Source organism: Rhodococcus sp. ARC_M5 (assembly GCF_022810405.1).
GTDB lineage: Bacteria > Actinomycetota > Actinomycetes > Mycobacteriales > Mycobacteriaceae > Rhodococcoides > Rhodococcoides navarretei.
On record NZ_JALGQE010000015.1, the window covers coordinates 35,023 to 57,559 of the forward strand.

The following is a 22,537-nucleotide window of genomic DNA, read 5'->3' on the forward strand; positions in this document are numbered from 1 at the left end:
GTCGCTGTAAGGCTCAGCTGTGCCGCGGATGCATGCGCCCCTTGACCGAATCGGTATCGACATCCATGCCCGTCCGTGAGCATGACAGCGACCGCGGGTGCACCTGGTGGCCAGCCGACTGGCGCTCACGCGTTGACAACACCCTGACGGTTCTTCCCAATGAGATCAGGAAGGGGTATGGTTCGACTTGATCGACATATACCCCTATGGGGTATATGTTGTCCGAGATGTCGAAAGCTACGCATGATCATCACGCACTGTCAGTTACGCCGGTATCGATGTACGGCCACTGTGAGTCGTCGGTCCGCAACGACGTCAACGCCGTGATCGGAATGGACACTGTCGCGTTATCGGCGGCGGCAGGGACATTCACGGTCACCAGTGCAGCCGCGCTCGTCCAGGCGCAGATCATTGTCGCCCTCGACGCCGAATACACAGCCGAACCAGAACCCACGAGTTCATGGGATGAATGGATATCGAACTCGATGGATGAGAGGACTGCACGATGAACGATCACACACACTCCGACGTCGACTCCGCGCGGACGGATCCGCCGAACAGACTGCAGCACAGCGGGCATGAAGAAGGACCCGAAATGCACACGGACGGGGCAGAGAAGGCGACTCCGCAGTCGGACCACGACACCGGCGGGCACAACGCAGAGCACGGCGGGCACACCGGTCACGGTGATCACGTCGGTATGTTTCGTCGCCTGTTCTGGGTCATGCTGGTCCTTGCCGTTCCGGTGATCGTTGCCTCGAACATGTTCGCGATGCTCCTCGGCTACTCATTGCCCGACGCAGCGTGGATTGCCTGGGTCTCTCCGGTGTTCGGAACGGTGATGTACGCCTGGGGCGGGTCTCCGTTCCTCTCCGGAGCAGTCAGCGAAATCCGTTCCCGTGCACCGGGAATGATGCTGCTCATCGCCCTCGCGATCACCGTCGCATTCATTGCGTCGATGGGAGCGAGCCTCGGCCTGCTCGATCATCAGCTCGACTTCTGGTGGGAACTGGCCCTGCTGATCGTGATCATGCTGCTCGGGCACTGGATCGAGATGAGATCACTCGCCCAGACCACCTCCGCTCTGGACTCGTTGGCGGCGTTGCTCCCGGATGTCGCCGAACGCGTCGAGGGCGACGATGTGGTGCCGGTGCCCCCGTCCGAGCTGCAGCTCGGTGATGTCGTTGTCGTCCGCCCCGGCGGCCGCGTACCGGCGGACGGCACCATCGTCTCCGGATCGGCGAGCATGGACGAATCGATGATCACCGGGGAATCACGCACCGTCCGCCGCAGCGACGGCGATCAAGTCGTCGCCGGCACTGTCGCCACCGACTCAGGTCTGCGCGTCCAGGTCACTGCAGTAGGGGAGGACACCGCCCTCGCCGGCATCGGCCGCTTGGTCGCCGACGCCCAGAACTCGACCTCGCGCGCTCAGCGCATCGCGGACACCGCCGCTGGCTGGCTGTTCTGGTTCGCTCTCGGTGCCGCGATCATCACCGCTGCGGTGTGGACTCTGGTCGGGATGCCCGACGACGCCGTCATCCGCACCATCACCGTGTTGGTCATCGCCTGCCCGCACGCACTCGGACTCGCGATCCCGCTGGTGGTCTCCATCGCCACCGAACGTGCCGCCCGCGGCGGGGTTCTGGTCAAGGACCGGCTCGCACTCGAAACCATGCGCACGGTGGACACCGTGCTGTTCGACAAGACCGGGACCCTCACCAAGGGTGAACCCACCGTCACCGCAGTCGAGGTGACCGGCGGGCGCACCGCCGACAACGTTCTCGCGCTGGCCGCTGCCGCAGAAGCAGATTCCGAACATCCACTCGCCCGTGCCATCGTCGAGGCCGCACGCGCGCGGAACCTGACGGTCCCGGCTGCAGCCGGCTTTCAGTCGTCCCCCGCCGTCGGGGTCGCAGCCGACGTCGACGGCGTCCGGATCCAGGTCGGCGGGCCGGCACTGCTCGAGCAGGAACACGGATCCGAACTCGCTGTCGCCGACCGGTGGCGCGGGGACGGGGCGATCATCCTGCACGTCCTCGCCGACGGGGCCGTGATCGGTGCCCTCGCGCTCGCCGATGAGATCCGGTCCGAGTCACGCACTGCGGTAGACGCGCTGCACGCGCGAGGAATCGCGGTCGTGATGATCACCGGTGATGCCGACGCCGTCGCGAAGTCCGTCGCCACCGAGCTCGGTGTGGACCGCTACTTCGCCGGGGTGAAACCGGAAGACAAGTCGCACAACGTCGCTGAACTCCAGAGCGAAGGCCGTACGGTGGCGATGGTCGGCGACGGAGTCAACGACGCCCCGGCTCTGGCGCAGGCCGATGTCGGTATCGCGATCGGGGCCGGCACCGACGTCGCAATCGCATCGGCCGGAGTGATCCTCGCCAGCGACGACCCGAGGTCGGTGTTGTCGGTGATCGAACTCTCGCGCGCCTCGTACCGAAAGATGAAGCAAAACCTCTGGTGGGCAGCGGGATACAACCTCATCTCGGTTCCGCTCGCGGCAGGAGTGCTCGCGCCGGTCGGGTTCGTGCTGCCGATGTCGATCGGCGCGATCCTGATGTCGCTGTCGACGATCATCGTCGCTGCGAACGCACAATTACTGCGTCGACTCGACCTCACACCCGACACCATCACCGGAGCGGTGAACGAGGGGAGTTCCAACCCTCCGTCGCAGCGCACACCGTCACTGTGAGAGCTGATCTCGTACCGGGAACGCAGCCCTGACAATTGTGGAACGTTGATGGCCGCACCTTCTCCGCCGGAGAGGATGCGGCCATCGTTGTCTATAGCGGGCCGGGTCAGCCGAGCAGCCGCTGCATGGTGTCGATTTCCTGCTGCTGGGTGGCGACGATGGTGCGGGCCATCTCCAGGGCGTCAGGATTGGAACCGTCTGCGATTTCGGTGTTGGCCATCTCGATGGCGCCGGTGTGGTGGGCGATCATCATCGTCAACCACTGGCGGTCGAATTCCGGTCCCGACGCTGCCATCAACGCGTCCATGTCCTGAGCGGTCATCATGCCGCTGCCGGAGTTGTGGTCCATCCCGCCCATGTCACCCATGTCACCCATGTCACCCCTGTCCATGTCGGGCATGGGCTGGCCCCACTCGGTGAGCCAGGTGGTCATCTGGTCCATCTCGGGCTGTTGCGCGGCGGCGATCGCCGATGCCAGCGACAGCACCTCCGGGTTGTCGGTGCGGCCGTTCGCCATGTCGGCCATCTCGACTGCTTGGGCGTGATGCGGGTACATCATCTGCGCGAACATCACGTCGGCATCGTTGAACTCTGCGGACGCGCTTGCTTGGGCCGAGGACATCGGTGCCGAGGACATCGATCCCATCGCATGGCCGTCCATCGACGAATCGGCCGCGTTGTCGCTACAGCCGACGACGAGGAACGCGCTCGCGGCGGCAGCAGCGATCGAGGCAATGACTTTGGTACGCATGAGGAAACTCCTTGCAAGAGTGGGTAGTGCAGAGAATTGGATGTCGTTCGATCCGCCGACAGACACGCGTCTGCCGGGCTCCCTGTCACACTCGCAAGGTCACCGATCTGTCCAACTCCCATAACGTCCACGGCGGCGCACGCTCAAGCGTGGAGTCGGCCCGTCCAATGATCCGGTTCACCGATGTCGGCGCCAGGTCGAGGGCTGCGCTCATCGCCGGGACCGTCAGCGCGGGCCACGACACCGTCGTGCCGACGCAGGGATGCATCATCTGGTGCCCCGACGGGCAGTCATGTTCCCCGGTCATCACCGGAACCGTGGCGTCCGTGTGGGACGGTGCTGCGAACGAGGCATGGCCGCCGCTCATCGATGTGGACATCGAGCCGGTCACGGGCATCGACATCGGTGTCACCGAATGCATCAACAGGACACCGAACACCGTCAGTGCAATCAGTAAAGCTGCCGTCGGAGCTGTGCCCCGTCGACCGTGCCGATTCACTGAGTGCATGCGGCCGATGATACCAACATATACCCCCTGGGGGTACGCCTGTCTCGTCGCGTTCGGTCGTCGAAGCATTTCGTCATGTCTTCGAGGTGTCGAGTCCGAGATCTGTTGCGCGGTTGTAGTCGTCGTCGATGAGCACCACGCTGCGATGTTCCCGGTCGAGTAGTGAGGCCGCGATCGAGGCGCGATAGCCGGAGGCGCAGTGCACCCACACTTTGCCGTCGGGAACTTCTGCGAGTCGGTGCGGCAGTTCGTGGAGGGGAATGTTGATCGCACCGGGGATGTGGCCGTCCGCGTATTCGGACTGTTGACGGGTGTCGAGCACTGCAATGTCCGAGTCCTCTGCGGCGAGTCCGGCGAAGTCGGACACTTCGTAGGACCGTACGCGCCCGTCGCTGGCGAGCGAATGAATCTCTCCGACAGCGGAGCCGGAGGGGTGGTCGATGCCGATACGTGCCAACTCCCTTGTGGCCTCGTCGATTTGATCGGATGTGTCGCCGATCAAGGTCAGCGGCGCACCCCACTGGTAGAGCCAGCCGAGGTAGGTGACGAATGTCGTCGACAGCTCGAAGCCGAGGGAACCGTCGAGATGTCCGGCAGCGAAGGCGGTGCGTGCGCGGAGGTCGACGACCCATTGTCCGTCGTCGATGCGGCGGCGTAGTTCGTCGGGGTCGACGGGTTCTGGGGTGGACAGGTCGATCGGTGCGGGGCCTTCGGTGTTGATGACGCCCATGTGGGCGTAGTACGCGGGGTAGGCCGACAGTCCTGCGATCAACTCGTCGACGTAGGTTTGTTCGTCCTGGGTCAGCGCGGGATTGGACTGTTGCTGTTCACCGATGGTCGACGAGTCGCCGCTGGTGGGGGTCGCGGAGCAGAAGCTACCGAATCCGTGGGTGGGGTAGACCTCGACGTCGGCGGGGAGTTCGGCGGCGATTCGACGGACCGAGTGGAACTGGGCATGGGTGAGCTCGTCGGTGTGTTCGGAGCCGAGTAGGTCGGTGCGGCCGGTGGATCCGTAGAGCATCGAGCCGCCGGTGAAGATCGCGATCGGTTCGTCTCCGAGTTGCAGTACGTAGCTGACGTGATGATGTGTATGGCCCGGGGTGTGCATGACCTGAAACGTCGCCGATCCCGCGTCGACGACATCGCCGTCCCCCACTGCCCGTCGCTCGAATTCGACCGGGTCACCCTCGGGCACAACGTATTCGGCTCCGGTGGCGCGTGCGAGTTCGAGTCCGCCGGTGACGTAGTCGTTGTGGATGTGGGTTTCGAGTACGTGGGTGATGGTGGCGTTCTTCTCCGTGGCCAGTGCCAGGACGCGGTCGATGTCACGTTGGGGATCGATCACGACGGCGATGCCGTCGTGGCTGATCAGGTAGCTGCGGTCGCCGAGGCTCGACGTTTCGATGATGGCGATGTCTGGATCGGTGGTGCTCACGGGGTACTCCTACGGTGTAATCGGGTCGGCCTCGTTTCTGACGTGAAACGTCCTCGTTCAGGCCAGTGCGAGGAAGAGCTTTTCCAGTTCTGCTTCGGTCATGGGCTCTTTGTTGTCTGCGGTGTCGCCGGTCATGCATTCACGAAGGCCGGTGGCCACGATCTTGAATCCGGCTTTGTCGAGGGCGCGGGAGACGGCGGCGAGTTGAGTGACGACGTCTTTGCAGTCGCGTCCGTTCTCGATCATGCCGATCACACCGGCGAGTTGGCCGTGTGCGCGGCGCAGACGGTTGAGTACCAATGCGATGCTGTCTTCGTCGCCGATCATTGCGGTCTCCTGAGGGTGTGTGATGGTGGTAGTCCTTCCAGATTACCCCCGGGGGCATCGGTTCGGTGTGTGCAGTCGGTCATGAAAGAACGAGGGTGTCGACAAGTACATAGCCCGCGACGGCGAACACCAGGTAGGCGAACCACGTGCGCAGCTTGTCGGTGTCGATGCGTGTGCTCAGTTTTCCGGCGACCAGCGAGCCTGCGATCGCCGCACCGGCGAACGCGGCTGTCAGTGGCCAGTTCCCGCCGAGCCCGTCGGCCTGAGCGATCAGTCCGGCGGCGGAGTTGGCGACGATGACCACCAGCGACGTTCCGACAGCGACACTCATCTCGATTCCCAGCAACAGCACCAGAGCGGGGATGATCAGAAATCCTCCGCCGACGCCGAACAGTCCGGTGAGGACACCGACCCCGAACCCGGTCGGTATGGACCGTGGTGCGCATCGCCGCCAATCGATCCCGGAACTTCCTGTCTTGCAAGCGGTTCCGACATCGTCGGTGCTGCGCAGCATCCGCGCCCCGGCGATGATCATGACGATCGCGAAGCCGATCATCACTGCGGCCTCGGGCAGATGCCTGCCCAGGACGCTGCCGACCAGCGTGCCGACGATACCGGTGGCCGCGAAGATCGCCGCCAGTCGCCATTCGACGAGCTTCGCCCGCACCTTGGGGATGGCCCCGGTCGCCGAGGCGACACCGATCACCAGCAACGATGTCGGTATCGCCTCCGACAGGTCCATTCCCAGGGCGTAGACGAGAACCGGGACGGCGACGATCGACCCACCGCCGCCGAGGAGACCGAGCAGGATGCCGACGGCGACGCCGAGGACCAGGGCCAGCGTCAGGGTCATCAGCTGTGTGCTGTGTCCTGGCCACCGAGTGCGTCGATGGCGGCCTGGAGCTTGGTGGTGGCCTCCGCCGCGACGTCGGAGAGTGCTGGTTCGCCTGTCGCTTGTACCATGATGTCGGGGTTCATGGCTTCGACGATGATCGATCCGGGTGCGCTCGTGTCGGCGCGGACGACGACATTGCACGGCAGCAGCAACCCGATCTGGCGCATGACTCCGACGGCGCGGTGCGCGAGGGTGGGATTGCAGGCACCGAGGATCAGATACTGCTCCATGTCCTCGTCGAGTTTGGCCTTCAACGTGGCCTGCATGTCGATTTCGGTGAGAACACCGAATCCCTGATCTGCGAGGGAGGCTTTGACGGCGTCGACTGCGGTGTCGAAGTCGGTGTCGGTCAGAGTGGTCGAGAGTGCGATGTTCATAAGGGAAGTTCCTTTCGGTCGTCGAACTGCGGTGATCTGGGCCTACCCGATTCGGGGCTGGCGAATACTCGGCACGCCCACCCTGGTGAGAAGCGCGCTGGCCGGGCACCAGCCGACCGCTGCGTAAAGGGCGAGGTTCGCGGCAGCGAACGCGCTGAGCAGTCGCCACTGCGGTGCGTGGAGTTCGCCGAGGGCCAGGCCGGTGGCGGTGACGCCGGCGGCGAGGGCGGGGACGATACGTTCGATCGGCCAGCCCGCGAACGCGGACGAGCGAGTGGTGTTCGGATCGATCATGATTGCTCCGTTCGGGTTGTAAGGGTGGTCAGTGCGAGAAGCTGATCGAGGGCAACACCTTGCGCAGCCAGGCCGGTGACCACCATGCGGCGTGTCCGCTCAAACGCAGCAGGACCGGCAGCAGGATCAGCCTGATCAAGAAGGCGTCGAGCAGTACCGCGACGCCGAGGATGATGCCCATCTCCTTCGGTGGGAGCGGATCGGAGAGTGCGAAGGTGAAGAACACTGCGACCATGACCGCGGCGGCGGCGAAGATGACCCGGCCGGAGTGGGCGAGGCCGTCGACCTGAGCGGCTTTCGGGTCCCCGGTCTTCTCGTAGTGCTCTTTCGCGGTGGCGAGCAGGAACACGGTGTAGTCCATGGCGATGGCGAAGATCATCGCGAAGAAGAACACCGGACCCCAGCCGTCGAGGAAGCCTTGCGGGGTGAATCCGAGCAGTGATGCGCCGTGCCCGTCCTGGAAGATCAGTTTCGCGACCCCGAACGCTGCGGCGGTCGAGAGCAGACTGACGGCGGTGCCGAGGATCGCGATCAGGGGTGCTTGGAGTGCGACGAGCAGCAGGATGAAACCGAGCGCCAGAATGATGCCGATCACCAGCGGTAGGTAGTCGTTCAGTGCTTGCTGTAGATCGAGGTTCTCCGCTGGGGCACCGCCGACCAACGCCGACTCCGGGAGTTCGGCGCGCAGGTCACCGAGGATGGTGCCCATTCTCTCGTCCGAGGGGTCAACGGTGGGAAGTGCTTGTAGCAGTGAGTAGTTTGAGCCGTCCGCGGCAGGCTGGGGCGGGGTGACCATCGAGATTCCGTCGACGGTAGTGGCTGCGGTGGCGGTCGCGGCGGCATCCGCGGACGGGACGACGATCTGCAGTGCGCCGGGTGCGCCGTCACCGAACTGGGCCTGGACGAGCTCGTAGCCCTGGCGAACCGGTGCGTCTTCGGGGACGACGGAGATCGAGGGCATTGCCACTTTCAGTCCGAGGACCGGAAGGGCCAGCGCAATGAGGATGCCGACGGACACCAGAGCGAACGGCCAGGGGTGCTTGTGGAGCAGTTCACCCCAGGCTGCGAATTTCGGGGAGCGGTGCTGCTGACGCTTGGCGTAGGGCAAGGATGCGGCGTTGACCTTGGAGCCGAGTGCACCCAGGGTTGCGGGGAGCAGGGTCATGGTGGCGATCAGCACGAACGTCACTGCGAGCATGATGCCGACGGCCATGGTGCGCACCGCCGGTGCGGGAACGAGCAGGACGGCCGAGAGGCTCACCAGGACGGTCAGTCCGGACAGGACCACGGCTTTGCCTGCGGTGTCCATGGTTTCGGCGACCGCGGCACGCGGATCGGCGTTGCGCAGTGCGTCGCGGAACCTGGCGACGATGAACAGGGCGTAGTCGATTCCGAGGGCGAGGGCGAACATCATCGCGAAGTTCATCGCCCACACCGAGATCGGCGTGACGCCGTTGAGCAGAACAAGTCCGCCTGCGGATGCGACCAGGCCGGCGACGGTGAGTAGCAGCGGCAATCCCGCGGCGACGAGAGAGCCGAACGCGAGCACCATGATCGCCAAAGTGACCGGCCAGGAGAACAATTCGGCCTGGATCATGGCGTCGTGGTTGGCTTTGTTGAAGTCCGACCACAGTGCTGACGACCCGGTGGGGTAGATCTCGATACCGTTGCCGGACAGTGCGGTCAGCTCGCCTTTGACCTCGTCGACGGCTTTGACCATGTCGTCGGTACTCGTGTCTGCGCCGGCGATGAGGATGCCGGTGTGACGGTCGGGGCTGATGGTCATGCCCGGCTGGGGGGCGACGATCTCGCCGAAGCGGGTGTCGCTGTCGAACACAGCCGCGACGTCGGTGAGTGTCTGCTGCATCGCCGGGTCTTCGATCGAGGCGGTGTCGGAGTGAACGACGACCTGCACTGCTGCAGAGGAGTTGCCGCCGAAATGCTGCTGGGCGAGTTCGCGTACCTGGACGGATTCGGATCCGTTGGCCTGCCAGCCGGCCCCGGCCAACGACGAAAACACCGTTGGTGCAGCTGATCCAAGGGCGATTAGGGTGATCAGCCAGATACCGAACACCCAGCGGCGACGCGTGACCATCGCGCTCCCCAGGCGGCCGAGTGCGCCAGGTGCAGGTGGCCGGTCACGGTCGTGTCGGTCGGTAGCCGCCGCGGTAGCGGGCACGGACATAGCATTCTCCTAAATACGGGTGGGGGTATATGACAAGGCCACGAAGGCCCAAAAGCTTCCTCGAAGACTTAAAGGTGAGGTGTCAGCGATGAAACAGGGAGTGAAAAAAGCCGGTGCGCCTAGCTGGATCGGGTGCCTCGCTCGACGAGCAGGTGCACTGCTGCGGCGGTGGGACATTCTTCATGACGCTGTCGATGTGGCGCCCGCAGCCGGCCCAGGTGGTCTTACCGCATGTCGGGCATGCGACGGGGTAGCACATGGCAATCCTTCCTGGCGGGGTGTACCTACTGTTGCACATACCTAGGGGGGTATGCAAGTACCCCTAGGGGTATAAATCATCGATGCGAGGGTGATGAATGGGAAGGTTCACCGCCGCGGGCGAAAGGGGAACGTTCGCATTTCGTGTAGGAAGACCGCGACTGCTCGAGACGGACTACAGGTCTACCTTTAACAGTGGCTGTATGACACCCACTTCTGAACAAGTGCAGCTGACTTCTGAAACTGACAATTCGATCGACGCTCGGACCAGCCTGTCGGTGTCCTGGTAGATAGTGTTGGAAGTAATCCCAGTTTGATCGCAGATTCCGAGACGAAGGGCTCCAGGTGGACGAAAACCTCATCGGGTACGCCCGGTGCTCCACGCGAGGACAGGATCTACGAGCGCAGCGCACAGCCCTTCGCAAGATGGGCGTCGACACCGGCAACATCTACACCGACCGCGGATACACCGGTCGCAACCGGGAACGTCCCGGCCTCACCGAAGCCCTCGCGGCAGTGGGGGAGGGGGACACCTTGGTGGTCACCAAACTGGACAGACTCGGTCGATCGGTCACGGACCTGAACGCCATCGTCACTGAGCTCGACGCAAAAGGTGCACGGTTGATCTACGGTGGCCAGGTCTACAGCCCTGGTGATCCGTCGAGCAAGATGTTCTTCACCGTCCTCGGTGCGATGGCCGAGTTCGAGGCCGACCTGACCCGCGCACGCACCCGTGAGGGCGTCGCGATCGCCAAAGAGCAGGGCCGGATGACCGGACGCAAGCCCAAACTCACTGCACTGCAACACGAACGCATCCTCAAGGACTACGAATCCGGCGAGTTCGGTGCCGTGAAACTCATGGAGCTGTACGGCCTGAGCCGATCAGCTGTCTACGCCGCCCTCATTCGGGCCCGCGAGCAACGCGACGGAGCACCCACACCCCGCGCTACAACTGCCAGGAGCTGACACACAATGAGCACCGACGCCAATCTCCACACCATCGACACGATCGGTGGCGCTCAGTTCGGCCTCGCCGCCGAGGCGACTTCATGACCGCCGAACGGGTGGTCGCACGATGCGCCTGGTGCGACCAGTGGCACTCCGAGACTCCAGCGAATTTGGTGCCGGCCGATCCGGTCTATCACGACGAGTGCCGCCCAGCCGGCGTGCACGGCTGGACCGCCGCCGATGCTAAGGCTGCTGGCACTGCTCGGCCCAGTCGATAGACCCTGTACACCGAAGTGGTTGTAATGCAATGACTTCGGCCGCGACGTCCATTTCCCGATCGCGCAACAAGAAGCGCAGAGATCTGCGGATCTCCTCGCGCACGTGTGGCCACACCGAATACATCATCCGACCGCGAAGGCCCCGGCAGTGCTCCAACACCGCCGGGGCCGGTCGATCACAGAACGGACCTGCGATCAATGAACAACGCTAATACCCACCCTGATCAGAACACCACCGAGGACACCCGCGAGATTCACCCTGCTGTCATCACCTGGGCGCTCGTCATCGGATTGATCGTCGCCTTTGCGGTTACCGCGTCCAGTTTCAAGTTGAGCTTCACTACCCTTCTCGACTTGGGGTCCATGGCCGGGCTACGCGATTCCGCGTGGGTCATACCGGTAGTGCTCGACGGACCGATCCTGGCGGCCAGCATCTTCCGTATCGCGCTGTCCCAGCACACAGACCGCGCCACCGTTCGCGGCCGCCGATTCATCATCGCCGTCTTTGCCCTCGCTGGAGTGGCCAGCATGGCAGGAAACGCCTACCACGCCGTCCTCACCGTCACCGACCTAAATGCGGCCGTCGCTGCCATGATGGGTGCCCTCGCTCCGCTGATGGTGATGACCATGGGCGAGATGATGTCCGTCGCCATCAGTGCTCCCCGTCGACGCATCATCACCGCGGCACCGGTTGCAGGCGATAATGCTTCGATCGGGCCGGCCTCCATCGCCGCCACACAGGACCCGGCCGTCGAGCGCCCTGCATCGCGGCCTTTCGAGGCTATGGGAGTGGAGGAAGACTTGGACAACGGCCTGCTCAAGCCTGCCGTGTGGACCAGTGTCCATCTCTACCTCGCGAACCCCGACTGGTCATTCAGTGATATCGCACGCCACCTCGAGCTCCACACCTCGACTGTCTCGCGGCACATCAAGACCTGGACTCAGGTACAGCAGAACATCGCCGCCGAACGCAGCACCGCAGCCCCCACCGTCGCAGCTGACCAGGCGCACAGCGCCACCACCGATGTCGATGGCGACCATAGCGCCGACGAAGCCATCGAAGCGGGTTCGGGGTACGACGCGGACGATTACGACTCGATAGCTGCCGGTCGTGACTACGCGGGCGCGACGCGGTGACCGAAGAGCGCTCCGCCAGAACAATTGCCGACGTACTGAACTGAGCGGCAACAGAATTCACGCCTGACTCGGTGATCGCGATACCTGCCCACTTGCGGGCGGCGTCTGTAAGTGTCCCGTTGGATTGTGTGACCCGTTGTGGGAGTGAGAGATCGTCGTGTCGTGCGTTTGCGTCGATGGGGCCCGACTCGATGCGATGTACCGCCCGTGCGTCCTATAGTGCGGACATGACGCGAGAACTGCCCGACGGGGAATCGTTGTTGATCCGCACAGACTTCTCCGACAACGCCCGGTGGAGTGACACTGTCGAGGCGGCGACGCAGCCGACAGATGAGGGGTTTGTCGCCGGTTTGACCGTGGTCGACGACGCGGAGTTCGACCGACTCACGCTCGGCGAGTTGGCCGTGATCATCGGGTCCCCACCGCCGTACTACGTGTTTCTCGCCGACGCTGCGACGATCACCGATCCGGAACACGCGATCCTTGCCGTGGACACCGCAGACGGTTCGTCGGGCTACCCTAGTTTCCGGGTGCATCCGTCGCAGATGGCGTCGGTGGAGAACAACCTGTCGTTGGCGAACATGGACTTCGAGGACTTCTCGTCGGCGGTCGGTGCGGATGGGGTGTTTCGCGGATTCGAGCCACCGGCTACGACGCGCACTCCATCCACGGCAGCACTGCTCGACGCCATCGAGCAGTCCTCGCTGTCGCCGGAGGCGATCGAGGTGTACCGCGCCTCGCTGGAGCAGTGGCCTCGACCGGATGTGGACGGGAACTACATCCCGGACGTCGCAGTGGGTCAGGCCGAGTTGGTCGGTCAGCAGCAACGCAACGAGTACCGGTACAACTCGTGGGTGATCGGACTGGAGGAGTCGATCGCGGCCCTCGCCGGTGGCGGCGCAGCCATCGGATTCGCCATCGTCGCCGCGAGTATTCGCGATCGCGTCGGTGGTTACTGCAGTGCGTGGGTAGACCCTGTCACCCTGGCACCGGTCGCGATTCTGGCGACGGGGCATCCGCCGCAGCGGACGCGCACCTGAGCGAGGCGGCCGCTCTCAAAGTGCTTTCGGCGACAACACCGCTCCGGTAACGCCGGTCCTGGTGACTGCTGCGCGCTATCACCGAACACTATTCGGGGCGAGCACCGTAGGAGCACTGCCACTCGCATCACGGTATGCCGGGGTCGACCCGCATCACCACTATCGAAGAACGGGAAGAGACATGGACGCCGAACAGGCGCGGTACGAGGTCACCGAGATCAAGGTGATCCGGGGTGCTGAGTCGAAAATAATCGCAGGTAAGCAGCAGGAAGGTTGGGAGCTGGTCGACCGACAGGATGGCATCCTGCGAACCACCTTGACCTTCCGTCGGCCAAAGCCGAAGCCCCCCTGGCGATTGTGGGCCGCACTGGGAGGGGTCGGGGTCATCCTGGCGGGCATCATCACCGTCGGGGCGCTCACGGAGGATGACGATGCGTCCACGACCGACGCCGCAGCGGCCTCGAGCGCCGAACAATCCTCTCCGCAGCCTGATCCGGAACAGGAAGCGGAACTTTCCCCGGCTGACCCGATGATTTGCGATACAACGGGAATCGAACTGTTTCCCGAACCATGCAAGTTCGGGCAGACCGCGATCTACAGCAGGAAGGTGCGATCGGGCCAGGTCCAGCTGGAGATCACAGTGGGCGCACCGGTCGAGTTCATCATGAGTGAAGACGCGAGGATCCCGTACGACCTTCCGCCGCAGCCTGTGAGCGTCTACTTCCCGGTCACCGTGAAGAACACATCGCCCGACTCAACCATGCCGGATATGGTCTCTACCCAGGCGACAAACGCCGAACAGGGTGCGTACGACGGCATCCGGGAAGTGCGAGACGGCGACGTCGGCTTGCGTTCGGTCACCTCCGCTCTCAGCCTGCCCGTGGGCGAGACGCTGACCGTCAAGGAAGGCTGGAACATGACAACGCTCGATGGTGTGCAGTACAGCCTGTCGATCGACGGTCAGGCCGGATACACCGTCGAGTTCGCGCGGTGATCCTGAAGTAATGATCAGTGTGCAGCGTTGAATGCTTCTTCGATCGCAGCGGGAATGCGGCCCCGATCGTTGATCTCGTAACCGTTGTCTGCGGCCCATTGCCGGACAGCTCTGGTCTGAGCCGGATCACGTGTGGCTCGGCTGTTCGAGGGTGCTGCAGATGGAGCCGTGGAGGTGGGGGTGTGTCGACGCTTACGCCCGCCGACACGGGTTGCGTGCTCGATGTAGTAGCCGATCTTCCGATGAAACTCGCTGGCGTTCTTCGCCTTCAGATCTACGAGGTAGTCGACACCGTTGACGGAGAATTCGATCGTCTCGCCTGATTCGTCGTCGATGACCGAGCCATCGATATCGTCGACCAATTGGGTGAATACTTTTTTTGCCACGGTTCGATGCGGCCTCTCTCGAGTAGAAACACATTGCTGTCGACAACCACCCTAACCAGACCGAACCCGCAGGCAGATGCACCAGATGAGGAATGTGGAATAGGCACTTCCTCCGTGTCGACCACCGCACCGCCACTCAGCCAAATTTTGTCTAGTCAACTTGACTAGAAAGTGTCCAGTCGGATAGACTAAAATCATGGTTACCGAGCAGCCCACGCGGAAAGTGGTCAAGGCCCTCAAGGCGGCCGGGTTCGCCTCGGTCCGCACGGTCGGCTCGCACAGCACGTGGGTGTCGGCCGATGGCGCAGTCAAGGTGACTGTTCCGGATGGGCACCGGACGATCTCGCCCGGCGTCTACCGCAAGATCCTCGCAGCCATGAAGGAGGCGCAGCAGTGAGCAAGACCTACACGGTGTCGGTGACCCGAGACGGCAAGTGGTGGATGATCGCCGTCCCCGAACTCGACGCCCTCACTCAAGCCCGTCGCATCGATGATGTCCCCACCGCGGCGAAAGAACTCATCGCCCTCGAAACCGGAGTCGCCCTCGCCGATGTCGAGATCGAGCAGCACATCGAACTCGAACCCGGGGGAGAGGATCTCGCGGTCCGCATCGCCGAGATCGCGACACAGCGAGCACGTCTGGCCGAGGACGAAGCCCGCGTCAAAGCCAGCACCGAGGCCTTCGCGAAGAAACTCGCCACCGCTCAGGTACCCGTCCGAGACATCGGATCACTTCTCGGCGTGACCTTTCAGCGAGCCAGCCAACTCGTCAACAACTGACCTGCGCATCGAAAGTTCGGTCCCTGGCAACTGCACCGGTTTCACAGTTGAGAACGACTAGAGTCGGTACCATGCCAACTCTGCCAGAAGGCCAATCCCTGCTCATCCGTACGTACTTCGGCAATGACGGTGCCTGGGAACAGGTCGCGCGAGAGGCCCAAGCGTCGCACGTACAAGACAGTGGTTATGAGGCTCAAGCCTTTCTGACGACGGTCGATGACCCGGAGTTTGCCGACATGTCGGTGTCACGCATTGTCGGCCTGGTGGAATCTCCGCCGCCGGACTATCTCTTCGTAGTCGACCAGCGGGCATGTGACGAGCCGGAACATCCAGTGCTCGTTGTGGATACAAGTGCCGATCCGGAAGACGAGGCAGCTACTTTTCGGGTTGTACCGAGCAGGCTCGCGGTAATCGAGAACAACTTGTCCATCGCAAATCTGAGCTTCGACGACCTCCGTTCCGGCTCTGATCCTGACGGGGTCTACCGCGGAACCCGAAAGCAATCCACTGAAAAGAGCCAAGTCCGTCGCGAGGATTTGATCGCCGCAGCTGACAACGCAGAAGACTCGCCGACGGTCCAGCAATTGCGAAAAGACCTGAGGACAAGGTCTGTGCCGGTCTGGCCGGCAAAAGTTGTCGATGATCTCCGGGACAGGTACGACTCGATTACCGGACAGACCTATGACTTGAAGCTGACCGTGGGATACAAAGAAGCGCTCGATGTTCTCGCTGAGGGCGGTTCCGCGCTGGGCATCCACTTCGCTGCCACCAACAGCTACTGGACTATCTACCTGGATCCGAACAATCTGAGCTTGCTGGCCGCCATGAAGGTGATCTATCCGTCGTGATCGCCGCCCGCCCGGGATTCCGTGACCGACCACAAAATCACCAGAGGCGCGCTAGTCCTCAAATTGATGCAGGGACCGGCGCGCCTCAGGGAGCGGGATCAGGAGATGGTGAACTCGCTGATCTGTGTTGTTCCATCGCTGGCGTAGACAGGAACCGTCTTCGGAGCCGATCCGAGGACATCGGTACCGCCGACGTTCTGCTTTTCGAGCGCCGTCGCCTCGTCGGGTGATGCTGCGGCCGTGTCGAGTGCGGACTTCTCGATGAAACCTTGGACCCCGTCGGTACCGATTGCAGCGACCAGATCAGGCAGTTCTGCGTCATTCGCAGCAGTGTCGCCTGCGCCGTACGACTGCCCGGAGGCGTTTGTTCCTGATTCGACGGTGGTTTCGTCCGTGGCACTTGGCGCTGCCGAGCGGGCCGCCGGGGCGGTCCAGTTGACGGGATTACTGGGGAAGGTGAGAGCTTCGCGGTACGCGCTCACTCCGTCCCACACCGCGGTGAAGCCGTGGCTGTTGTACGAGCCGGTGCCGCATGTTGCGGTGGTGCCGATTGTCAGTGATGCGGCACCGGTGAAGCTGTACTTGTAGCCCACGGCTTCACATAGAGCGCCGCTTTTGAACAACCGAGCCCGTACCCCGATGTCACCGGGTGCTACCTGCTGACCGAAGACCGAGTAGATCTTGGACTGCGCCGTTAGGTTCGGTGAGTTGATGATGGTGGAGGTGTTCAGAAACTGAACGCCGGCTCCGTTGCTGCCTGCCGGTCCGACCCATCCGGTGACCGTCTCCGCGTGCGCGGCACCGGGTACAGCGAGCGTCACAGCACCGAGTAGCGCGGTGATCGTCAAGGTCTTGCGAAGTGCGTGAATTTTCATTCTATGGAGCCTTTCGTGAGGGGTTCGGAGCTCAGCTTTGAGCGTTGACGTAGAAGCCGTCACCAGGCATGACCCGGTTTGTGCGGTAGAACTCGGCCATGAAAGTGCCTTGGTCGGTGTTTTCTGCAAGTGGAACCCACCTGACGGTTGATCCGTACCCTCCTTGTTCCGTGGACGCGAACGGGTACTCGTCGCACGAGGGGCTATCCATGTCAGTGGGTTTGTCTCCCAATAGGTTCAACCGCTGCAGAGACGAGGAGGGGCATGCCGCCTCTCGGTTCGCTGCGTTGTTTGCCGATGGACCGCGAACAAGTGGGTTTCCCGAACCGGGAATGCCTGACTCGTATGCTGCCTGACCATCCAGAATGGTTCCTGTGATTGTGGGGAACCGCGCGGCGGTGTACGTGACCGTGGGTATGAACGACGGGTTGACGCAGCCAGTGCCGTAGTTGACCGCCGTGGCGGCGTCGCACCTGATCTTTTGGTTGGTCGTGCGGGTCCGTCTCGGCTCGTCCAAGTCAGGCACGGGGGTATTGCCCTGATAGTCGAAACGCATTGTCGTTACATCGGTGTTGGAAGTTGCGTTGCCCTGGGTGTAGTGCTCCCATTGGTTGAAGGCGGTCGATCCGACTGCCATAGGGAACCTGAAAGGCGTCCACCCCTGGGAAGTATTGCCCGATCCCCTCAGCGCGATGAGCTCGAACTCGAAGATTCCGGGAACCGTCAGTTCGGGGTTGGTCGAGACGACGTTGGCGTACATCGTGATGACGGACTCTTTGGTGGGTGTTTGAACCGGTGAGCGAACATGCAAGATGATGTTCGTGAGCCAGCTGCCGATCGGGGTCAATGGCCCACTGGGAGGGTTGTACTGCACGTACTGAGTCACCGTTGCCTGGTACGTCTTGCAGGACTGGAATCGGGTGTCGCGGCAGTCGAGTGGGGGTGCTTGGCGAGCTCCAGGGCCGGCCTGTGTACTGCGGCTCTGCATCACCTGGTTGTAGATCGCCGCCGCTTCGGCGGGATCGGTCACTTCTCGGGAAGATCGGTCCTCGGTCAGCGGCTCACCGGTCGGAGTGCGCGGAATTTCTTCCGGTGGAACAGCTGGGATCGAGTCCGAACTTTGAGGTATGGGAACGTCGCCAGGTTCGGGACTGCTTGACGATTCAGGTACTCCGGATTCGAGCTGGCTAGCTTCTGGATCTGTAGGTGCTGGATCCACTGGTTGAGCATTGACGGCGACGTTGGGGCCGATTGCGAATGCAATCACAGCTACGCAAACGAATGCACGATGCGACCAGCGCGATCGAGGACGAGGTTGCAGTGTTTCTACACCTGAATTCTTCAACGGATTCCTCGTAATGCGTATGCCGATCGTTGCACGCGCACAGCGCTTTACAGCGCTGGACGACGTGATGCGATCGAGTAGCATGAACGCCCGATGGAGGGCGTGGAGGAGGCCCCGACTGCTACAAGGTACCTACCTCAGGCGCTGGTTGAGCGTGGATCAAACGCTATCAAGATCCGACATATCTGGCAACGAAACAGCTCATGCGGTCTGTGGTCGCAGAATCCACAGTATGGCGCGCGAGTCGTCGGCGAGGTCGATTGCCCTCGCCGTGACCGGGACCGACGCGTACTCGTCTGCATTGGTGAGAAGACGCAAGCTCAGTGCTTGTGTTGCACCCAGGGGCGCGGTCAGCAGTGCCTGTGCGGACGCCCTCGCGTTCTTTCTGTCCCCTGGATGAAGAACAGGCTTTCCGTCCGCAAGGTGGTCGGTTTGCCAGGCTATGTCCGACGGAGAGTCGCCGTACCAGTACAGGAGCCGGAGCGAGTCCGGATCTGCAATCGCGCGGTATTCATTGGGATCGCAAAGTGATTGAGCGACAAGCTCACCCATGTTGGCGGCGTCGCGATCGGAATGTTCGGGGTTGTTCGAGGGTCCGAGGTCGACGGACACGCCTCGAATGAACCGGCCGGAGTGTTCCGTGTCGTGGGCTGGATCGCCGTAGAAGTGTGCGGTGAACTGAATCTTGCGATGAAGGCCCGATGGGCGTCGTTCGATACCGATCTCTTGCAGCACGGTTCCGGTGCCACCCGACACCAACCGTGCCAGCACCGATGCTGTTGCGTCACCGAGGTCCAACTTCGCCAAGCCGTCCGGAATCGGTCGGACGAGATCGACCCCGAGCTGTGCCCATGACTGGGATTCGCTCACGATCGCGCTGCGCCGTGCGATACCTGCGTTCAAGTCCCAATGGAAGGCCCACGCCGAGGGTCGCCCGGTTGGCTCGGCGGAGCGGTGTGCGACCTGCACCCAGACTCCGTACACCACACCCGATTCGTCGTCTTTGATCGGGTCTACCGATACCTGACGCGATCCCGAAGCGACTCGGACAGGATCTGTGGACCGTACGGCTCGAGTGACCGCAGCGAGCACGACGTCACGATCGGACTCACGGATGAACGTCCTCAACGCCACACGGCTCTTGGCGCGGGCACCGACTGCCACCACAGTCGGGCGGCGCGGATCCATGACGTCAACGAGTAGCCAACTGTTAGGTGACGGCATTTGTGTGCCTTTTCCTAGCCTCATCGCTGCGCGTGGCACACCGAGTCCAGGTGCCCACGCAACTGTGCATCTGTGACCGAAGTGACCAAACCAACCAGCAGCTCACAATAATGGCGCTCAGAGTTCGAGGCAGCTGATTCGAGAGGTGTGATCGAGATTTCAGCAGTGATCGGACCGGCCGACTCGGCGAACTTTTTGACAGCCCTTCGGGACCGTTCGCGCATGGGACGCAATACTGCTCCCGTGACAAGTGACCGCAACTTCGACCCTGATTCCGACCATGGGCAGGCAGGATGACGCTGCCGAGCGGACAGCGCGCGTACCGCTACGACGGCTCTGACGACCTGATCTACGACACGGGAACCACGCCCGACGCCGCTGCGTCGAACTAGGCATGGACCCCATCGAACGCGCGGCCATCATCGACGAGGGCTACGACCCCGACGACCCGGCCGTGCGCGCTGACCTCGATCACGTCAGGCGTCTGCTCGCCGAACATCGCCACCTGACGGCCGACCCCGAACTCTCCCTCGACCACCTCGTGAACGCCGCCAGGGTTCGCGAACCAGGGCCAGCTGCGGGCGTACGCAGGTAGTTCGACATCGAACGTATGTTCGCATAGATTGAGGGCACTGATCCGTTCGGCGAAAGGTCGCACTCATGGCCGGTACCGCCGACACGATCCCCGACCTGACCAGCCTGGACAAGGCTGCACAGCTCGCCGCTCTTCGCCGCAGCATGGCCGCGATCCCCGGACGCCGCGACCACGCACCCACCGACTCCGACGACTCGCCCGCATTCGCCCCCTCGCAGCCGAACGCGCAGGCCGCCGCGACCGACGGCGATGAGCGAGCCCTGAGCGGCCCCGTGCGCTCACGAACCCTCAAAACCCTGCCGGTACCCATGCCGCTGTCGGAACTGCTCCCGCGCGGCGCGTTGGCCCGGGGAACGGCCCTGTCGATCACCGGTGCCGGATCGATTCTCGTCGGACTCGTCGCCACCGCCACCGCGGCCGGCCACCACGTCGCCCTGATCGGTCAACCCAAGTTCGGGCTCCTCGCCGTCCACGAACACGGCGGGGACTTGTCGAAGATCGCCCTGATCGACCCCGGCCAAGCAGACCCTCTCGACGCCTCAAATATCTGCATCGATGGGATCGATCTGGTCATCAGTACCGTCCACGGTCGCGACGTGCCGCCGACCCGTGCGCGTGCCCTGTTGGCCCGAAACCGTACTCACGCAGGGATATTCGTAATCACGGACGGTCGAATGCCTGGTCTCGATCTGACGATTTCCTCTCGGCCGGTCGGCTACGGGGGCATCGAGCAAGGCAGGGGCCGTATCCGCTCGATCACCGTCGAGACCACCGTTCACGGACGCGGAATCACCCAGCGCACAGGCCGTTACACCCTCACCGCACCCATGTTCGGCGAACACGGCTTACGTTGGACCCCCGCGGTCACCGACGCAGTCGCCGAACATGGGCCGCACCGATTGGCGGTCGCGCAATGACCCCCGACCTGTACGAGAACTGGCCCGTGAGCTTCGATCCCCCCACGCGCCGTATCGTCGATCCACCTCGGAGAGTCCTGGTCAACATATTGTAGACGGGGTTTGCCTCTGACCACTGTGCATCCGATTAGTATCCCGCTGTTTCGGGCCATCACCAACGAGGGTTCGACACCTGCCCGAATCACGCTCGGACCATGAGCTGCCGCTGTAGCGGAGCCACCGCGGATGAGGATTTGGCCCGTCGACAGCCAAGACAGGCTAAAACGTCAGTGCAGTTCGGGAATAAGTCATACACCCCCGAACTGCACTGGTGGGACGTGAAGATCAGCTTCCGGTCCAGTCGACTGAAGTCACACACCTACCTTGGTGGCACTGGCGGTTCGGAGCTGACGGGCTCCGATTCGCGGTTCGGATCGAACGGAATCTCGTTGTCGATGGCATCTCGCATTGTTGCGACCGGCGCTGGCTCATCGGTTGATCGCCGCGCAGTTCCATCGCTGACGGCAGCAACTTCCTCTGCTGACAACGTCACTTTGCCCGCGCGTGGAGCGACCGTGTACCAGTTTTCGGACGGCAAGAAGCCAGCCGACATAAGGTATGTTGCTCCCGGCTCGATCAGTGGGTCATCGTCCAGTAAGTACAACGTACCGTCGGTGCCATACCCGCCTTGCTGATTGACGAGTATTTGGCCCGCGACGTCACCCTTTAGGGTCTGAAGCACCTCAACAGAAAACTGCGTCTCGGGAAACGGCCCAACTGCCTTCGTACCGACTTGCTCAATCACTGTTCCGACGAAGACCGCGTCGGCCCAACCGGCAAGCTGCTGAGGGTCTGTCACATCGAAAGCCGAGTCCATTTCCACTGCTTGTGTGCGCGTAGTCACGCTGGCAGTCGTGCCAGCATCTCCAGGTTGCGTGCCTGCCGAAGTGCTGCAGCCAACTAATACAATGCAGGCGAATAAGCTCGCAACGCCCACCGTGCCGTACTTTGATCCTAAACTTCTGACCTTCATCATGTCATCCCCAGAGTTGACGGTAGGCGGCTTGATCCATGAACTGCGGCGCAAAAACCGATGAGTTTGAAATCGGATCCATCAGCTGACTTTTGCAGTTATGCGCCAAACCGAGCGCATGACCCATCTCGTGTGTCATAACGTTCCGTTGATTACTGGCGTTACCGAGCTTCGCTGTATTCATTTGAATAGTGTCCACCCCAAAGTCGGTGTTGCTGTATAGCCCGGCCCATGTGACGTCCGGACGGTTGGCGTCGGAAATTTCCACATTAGTGAGCGTCGGGTTCACAGGGTCATAGGGGGTAACCTGGACGCTCCCAAGTGCATTCCAAGCAGTGGATGCCTGCGAAATTGCGGTCGTGTATTGGGAAGATGACTGATAGGTGAGTTTGGAGAAGAGGACTGAGCTGTAGCCCAATGTCGGCGG

General features: G+C 62.6%; 24 protein-coding genes. 10 read left to right on the forward strand and 14 right to left on the reverse strand.

What is annotated here, in order from left to right; all coding sequences use genetic code 11:
* Positions 1 to 505 precede the first annotated feature (505 nt).
* Positions 506 to 2,701 (forward strand): heavy metal translocating P-type ATPase, encoded by a 2,196-nt coding sequence (locus MTX34_RS20080; RefSeq protein ID WP_032401336.1) that lies wholly within the window; start codon positions 506 to 508, stop codon positions 2,699 to 2,701.
* Between the two features lie 106 nt (positions 2,702 to 2,807).
* On the opposite strand, the gene MTX34_RS20085 is transcribed toward MTX34_RS20080, so the two are convergent.
* The 8 genes from MTX34_RS20085 to MTX34_RS20120 all read right to left on the reverse strand — a co-directional run bounded on the left by MTX34_RS20085 (position 2,808) and on the right by MTX34_RS20120 (position 9,473).
* A complete protein-coding gene (locus MTX34_RS20085; RefSeq protein ID WP_243610576.1) occupies positions 2,808 to 3,452 on the reverse strand; it encodes a DUF305 domain-containing protein in 645 nt (214 codons plus the stop codon).
* An 85-nt stretch (positions 3,453 to 3,537) separates the two neighbouring features.
* Complete coding sequence (locus MTX34_RS20090) at positions 3,538 to 3,960, reverse strand: DUF6153 family protein (RefSeq protein ID WP_027494146.1); 423 nt, start codon at positions 3,958 to 3,960, stop codon at positions 3,538 to 3,540.
* A gap of 73 nt (positions 3,961 to 4,033) precedes the next feature.
* Positions 4,034 to 5,395 (reverse strand): rhodanese-like domain-containing protein, encoded by a 1,362-nt coding sequence (locus tag MTX34_RS20095; protein WP_094686195.1) that lies wholly within the window; start codon positions 5,393 to 5,395, stop codon positions 4,034 to 4,036.
* Between the two features lie 57 nt (positions 5,396 to 5,452).
* A complete protein-coding gene (locus tag MTX34_RS20100) occupies positions 5,453 to 5,722 on the reverse strand; it encodes a metal-sensitive transcriptional regulator (protein ID WP_027494148.1) in 270 nt (89 codons plus the stop codon).
* Positions 5,723 to 5,801: 79 nt separating this feature from the next.
* Positions 5,802 to 6,575: a sulfite exporter TauE/SafE family protein gene (locus MTX34_RS20105; protein ID WP_179277853.1), complete on the reverse strand. Its 774-nt coding sequence runs from the start codon at positions 6,573 to 6,575 to the stop codon at positions 5,802 to 5,804.
* A complete protein-coding gene (locus MTX34_RS20110) occupies positions 6,575 to 6,994 on the reverse strand; it encodes a DUF302 domain-containing protein (RefSeq protein WP_094686196.1) in 420 nt (139 codons plus the stop codon). The genes MTX34_RS20105 and MTX34_RS20110 overlap by 1 nt, the downstream gene beginning before the upstream one ends.
* 42 nt (positions 6,995 to 7,036) lie before the next feature.
* Positions 7,037 to 7,288 (reverse strand): YgaP-like transmembrane domain, encoded by a 252-nt coding sequence (locus MTX34_RS20115; RefSeq protein WP_027494151.1) that lies wholly within the window; start codon positions 7,286 to 7,288, stop codon positions 7,037 to 7,039.
* Between the two features lie 28 nt (positions 7,289 to 7,316).
* Positions 7,317 to 9,473 (reverse strand): MMPL family transporter, encoded by a 2,157-nt coding sequence (locus MTX34_RS20120; RefSeq protein WP_374230349.1) that lies wholly within the window; start codon positions 9,471 to 9,473, stop codon positions 7,317 to 7,319.
* A 603-nt stretch (positions 9,474 to 10,076) separates the two neighbouring features.
* On the opposite strand from MTX34_RS20120, the gene MTX34_RS20125 reads away from it, so the two are divergent.
* From MTX34_RS20125 to MTX34_RS20140, 4 genes are all read left to right on the forward strand, one after another.
* Complete coding sequence (locus MTX34_RS20125; protein ID WP_032390479.1) at positions 10,077 to 10,697, forward strand: recombinase family protein; 621 nt, start codon at positions 10,077 to 10,079, stop codon at positions 10,695 to 10,697.
* A 458-nt stretch (positions 10,698 to 11,155) separates the two neighbouring features.
* The gene (locus MTX34_RS20130; protein WP_243597151.1) at positions 11,156 to 12,094 is read left to right on the forward strand and encodes a DUF2637 domain-containing protein; all 939 of its coding nucleotides are present in this window, start codon (positions 11,156 to 11,158) and stop codon (positions 12,092 to 12,094) included.
* A gap of 227 nt (positions 12,095 to 12,321) precedes the next feature.
* Positions 12,322 to 13,134, forward strand: coding sequence for a hypothetical protein (locus tag MTX34_RS20135; protein WP_243597152.1), 813 nt, complete (start codon positions 12,322 to 12,324; stop codon positions 13,132 to 13,134).
* 181 nt (positions 13,135 to 13,315) lie between these two features.
* The gene (locus MTX34_RS20140) at positions 13,316 to 14,128 is read left to right on the forward strand and encodes a hypothetical protein (protein WP_243597153.1); all 813 of its coding nucleotides are present in this window, start codon (positions 13,316 to 13,318) and stop codon (positions 14,126 to 14,128) included.
* Positions 14,129 to 14,142: 14 nt separating this feature from the next.
* On the opposite strand, the gene MTX34_RS20145 is transcribed toward MTX34_RS20140, so the two are convergent.
* Entirely contained in the window at positions 14,143 to 14,514 is a 372-nt protein-coding gene (locus tag MTX34_RS20145; protein ID WP_243597154.1) for an Lsr2 family protein, read from the reverse strand.
* A gap of 196 nt (positions 14,515 to 14,710) precedes the next feature.
* On the opposite strand from MTX34_RS20145, the gene MTX34_RS20150 reads away from it, so the two are divergent.
* The 3 genes from MTX34_RS20150 (at position 14,711) to MTX34_RS20160 (ending at position 16,142) form a co-directional block, all read left to right on the forward strand.
* Positions 14,711 to 14,911, forward strand: coding sequence for a type II toxin-antitoxin system HicA family toxin (locus MTX34_RS20150; protein WP_243597155.1), 201 nt, complete (start codon positions 14,711 to 14,713; stop codon positions 14,909 to 14,911).
* The gene (locus tag MTX34_RS20155; RefSeq protein WP_243597156.1) at positions 14,908 to 15,294 is read left to right on the forward strand and encodes a HicB family toxin-antitoxin system; all 387 of its coding nucleotides are present in this window, start codon (positions 14,908 to 14,910) and stop codon (positions 15,292 to 15,294) included. The genes MTX34_RS20150 and MTX34_RS20155 overlap by 4 nt, the downstream gene beginning before the upstream one ends.
* Positions 15,295 to 15,365: 71 nt before the next feature.
* Positions 15,366 to 16,142 carry a hypothetical protein gene (locus tag MTX34_RS20160; protein ID WP_243597157.1) on the forward strand — a complete coding sequence of 259 codons (777 nt, stop codon included), beginning with the start codon at positions 15,366 to 15,368 and terminating at the stop codon, positions 16,140 to 16,142.
* Between the two features lie 98 nt (positions 16,143 to 16,240).
* On the opposite strand, the gene MTX34_RS20165 is transcribed toward MTX34_RS20160, so the two are convergent.
* The 3 genes from MTX34_RS20165 to MTX34_RS20175 form a co-directional block, all read right to left on the reverse strand.
* Entirely contained in the window at positions 16,241 to 17,017 is a 777-nt protein-coding gene (locus MTX34_RS20165; protein WP_243597158.1) for a hypothetical protein, read from the reverse strand.
* A gap of 31 nt (positions 17,018 to 17,048) precedes the next feature.
* Positions 17,049 to 18,047, reverse strand: coding sequence for a NucA/NucB deoxyribonuclease domain-containing protein (locus MTX34_RS26040; RefSeq protein ID WP_243597159.1), 999 nt, complete (start codon positions 18,045 to 18,047; stop codon positions 17,049 to 17,051).
* 516 nt (positions 18,048 to 18,563) lie between these two features.
* Entirely contained in the window at positions 18,564 to 19,586 is a 1,023-nt protein-coding gene (locus MTX34_RS20175) for a GAF domain-containing protein (protein ID WP_243597160.1), read from the reverse strand.
* Positions 19,587 to 19,980: 394 nt separating this feature from the next.
* Here MTX34_RS20175 and MTX34_RS20180 point away from each other — a divergent pair, with 394 nt between their 5' ends.
* Both MTX34_RS20180 and MTX34_RS20185 read left to right on the forward strand, forming a co-directional pair.
* Positions 19,981 to 20,181: a hypothetical protein gene (locus MTX34_RS20180; protein WP_243597161.1), complete on the forward strand. Its 201-nt coding sequence runs from the start codon at positions 19,981 to 19,983 to the stop codon at positions 20,179 to 20,181.
* Between the two features lie 65 nt (positions 20,182 to 20,246).
* Positions 20,247 to 21,098 (forward strand): hypothetical protein, encoded by an 852-nt coding sequence (locus MTX34_RS20185; RefSeq protein ID WP_243597162.1) that lies wholly within the window; start codon positions 20,247 to 20,249, stop codon positions 21,096 to 21,098.
* Between the two features lie 358 nt (positions 21,099 to 21,456).
* Here the strand turns inward: MTX34_RS20185 and MTX34_RS20190 are convergent, their stop codons facing one another.
* Positions 21,457 to 21,954, reverse strand: a complete 498-nt coding sequence (locus tag MTX34_RS20190) for a hypothetical protein (protein ID WP_008720607.1) — start codon at positions 21,952 to 21,954, stop codon at positions 21,457 to 21,459.
* Positions 21,955 to 22,114: 160 nt separating this feature from the next.
* Positions 22,115 to 22,378 carry a matrixin family metalloprotease gene (locus MTX34_RS20195; RefSeq protein WP_243610577.1) on the reverse strand — a complete coding sequence of 88 codons (264 nt, stop codon included), beginning with the start codon at positions 22,376 to 22,378 and terminating at the stop codon, positions 22,115 to 22,117.
* Positions 22,379 to 22,537 lie beyond the last annotated feature (159 nt).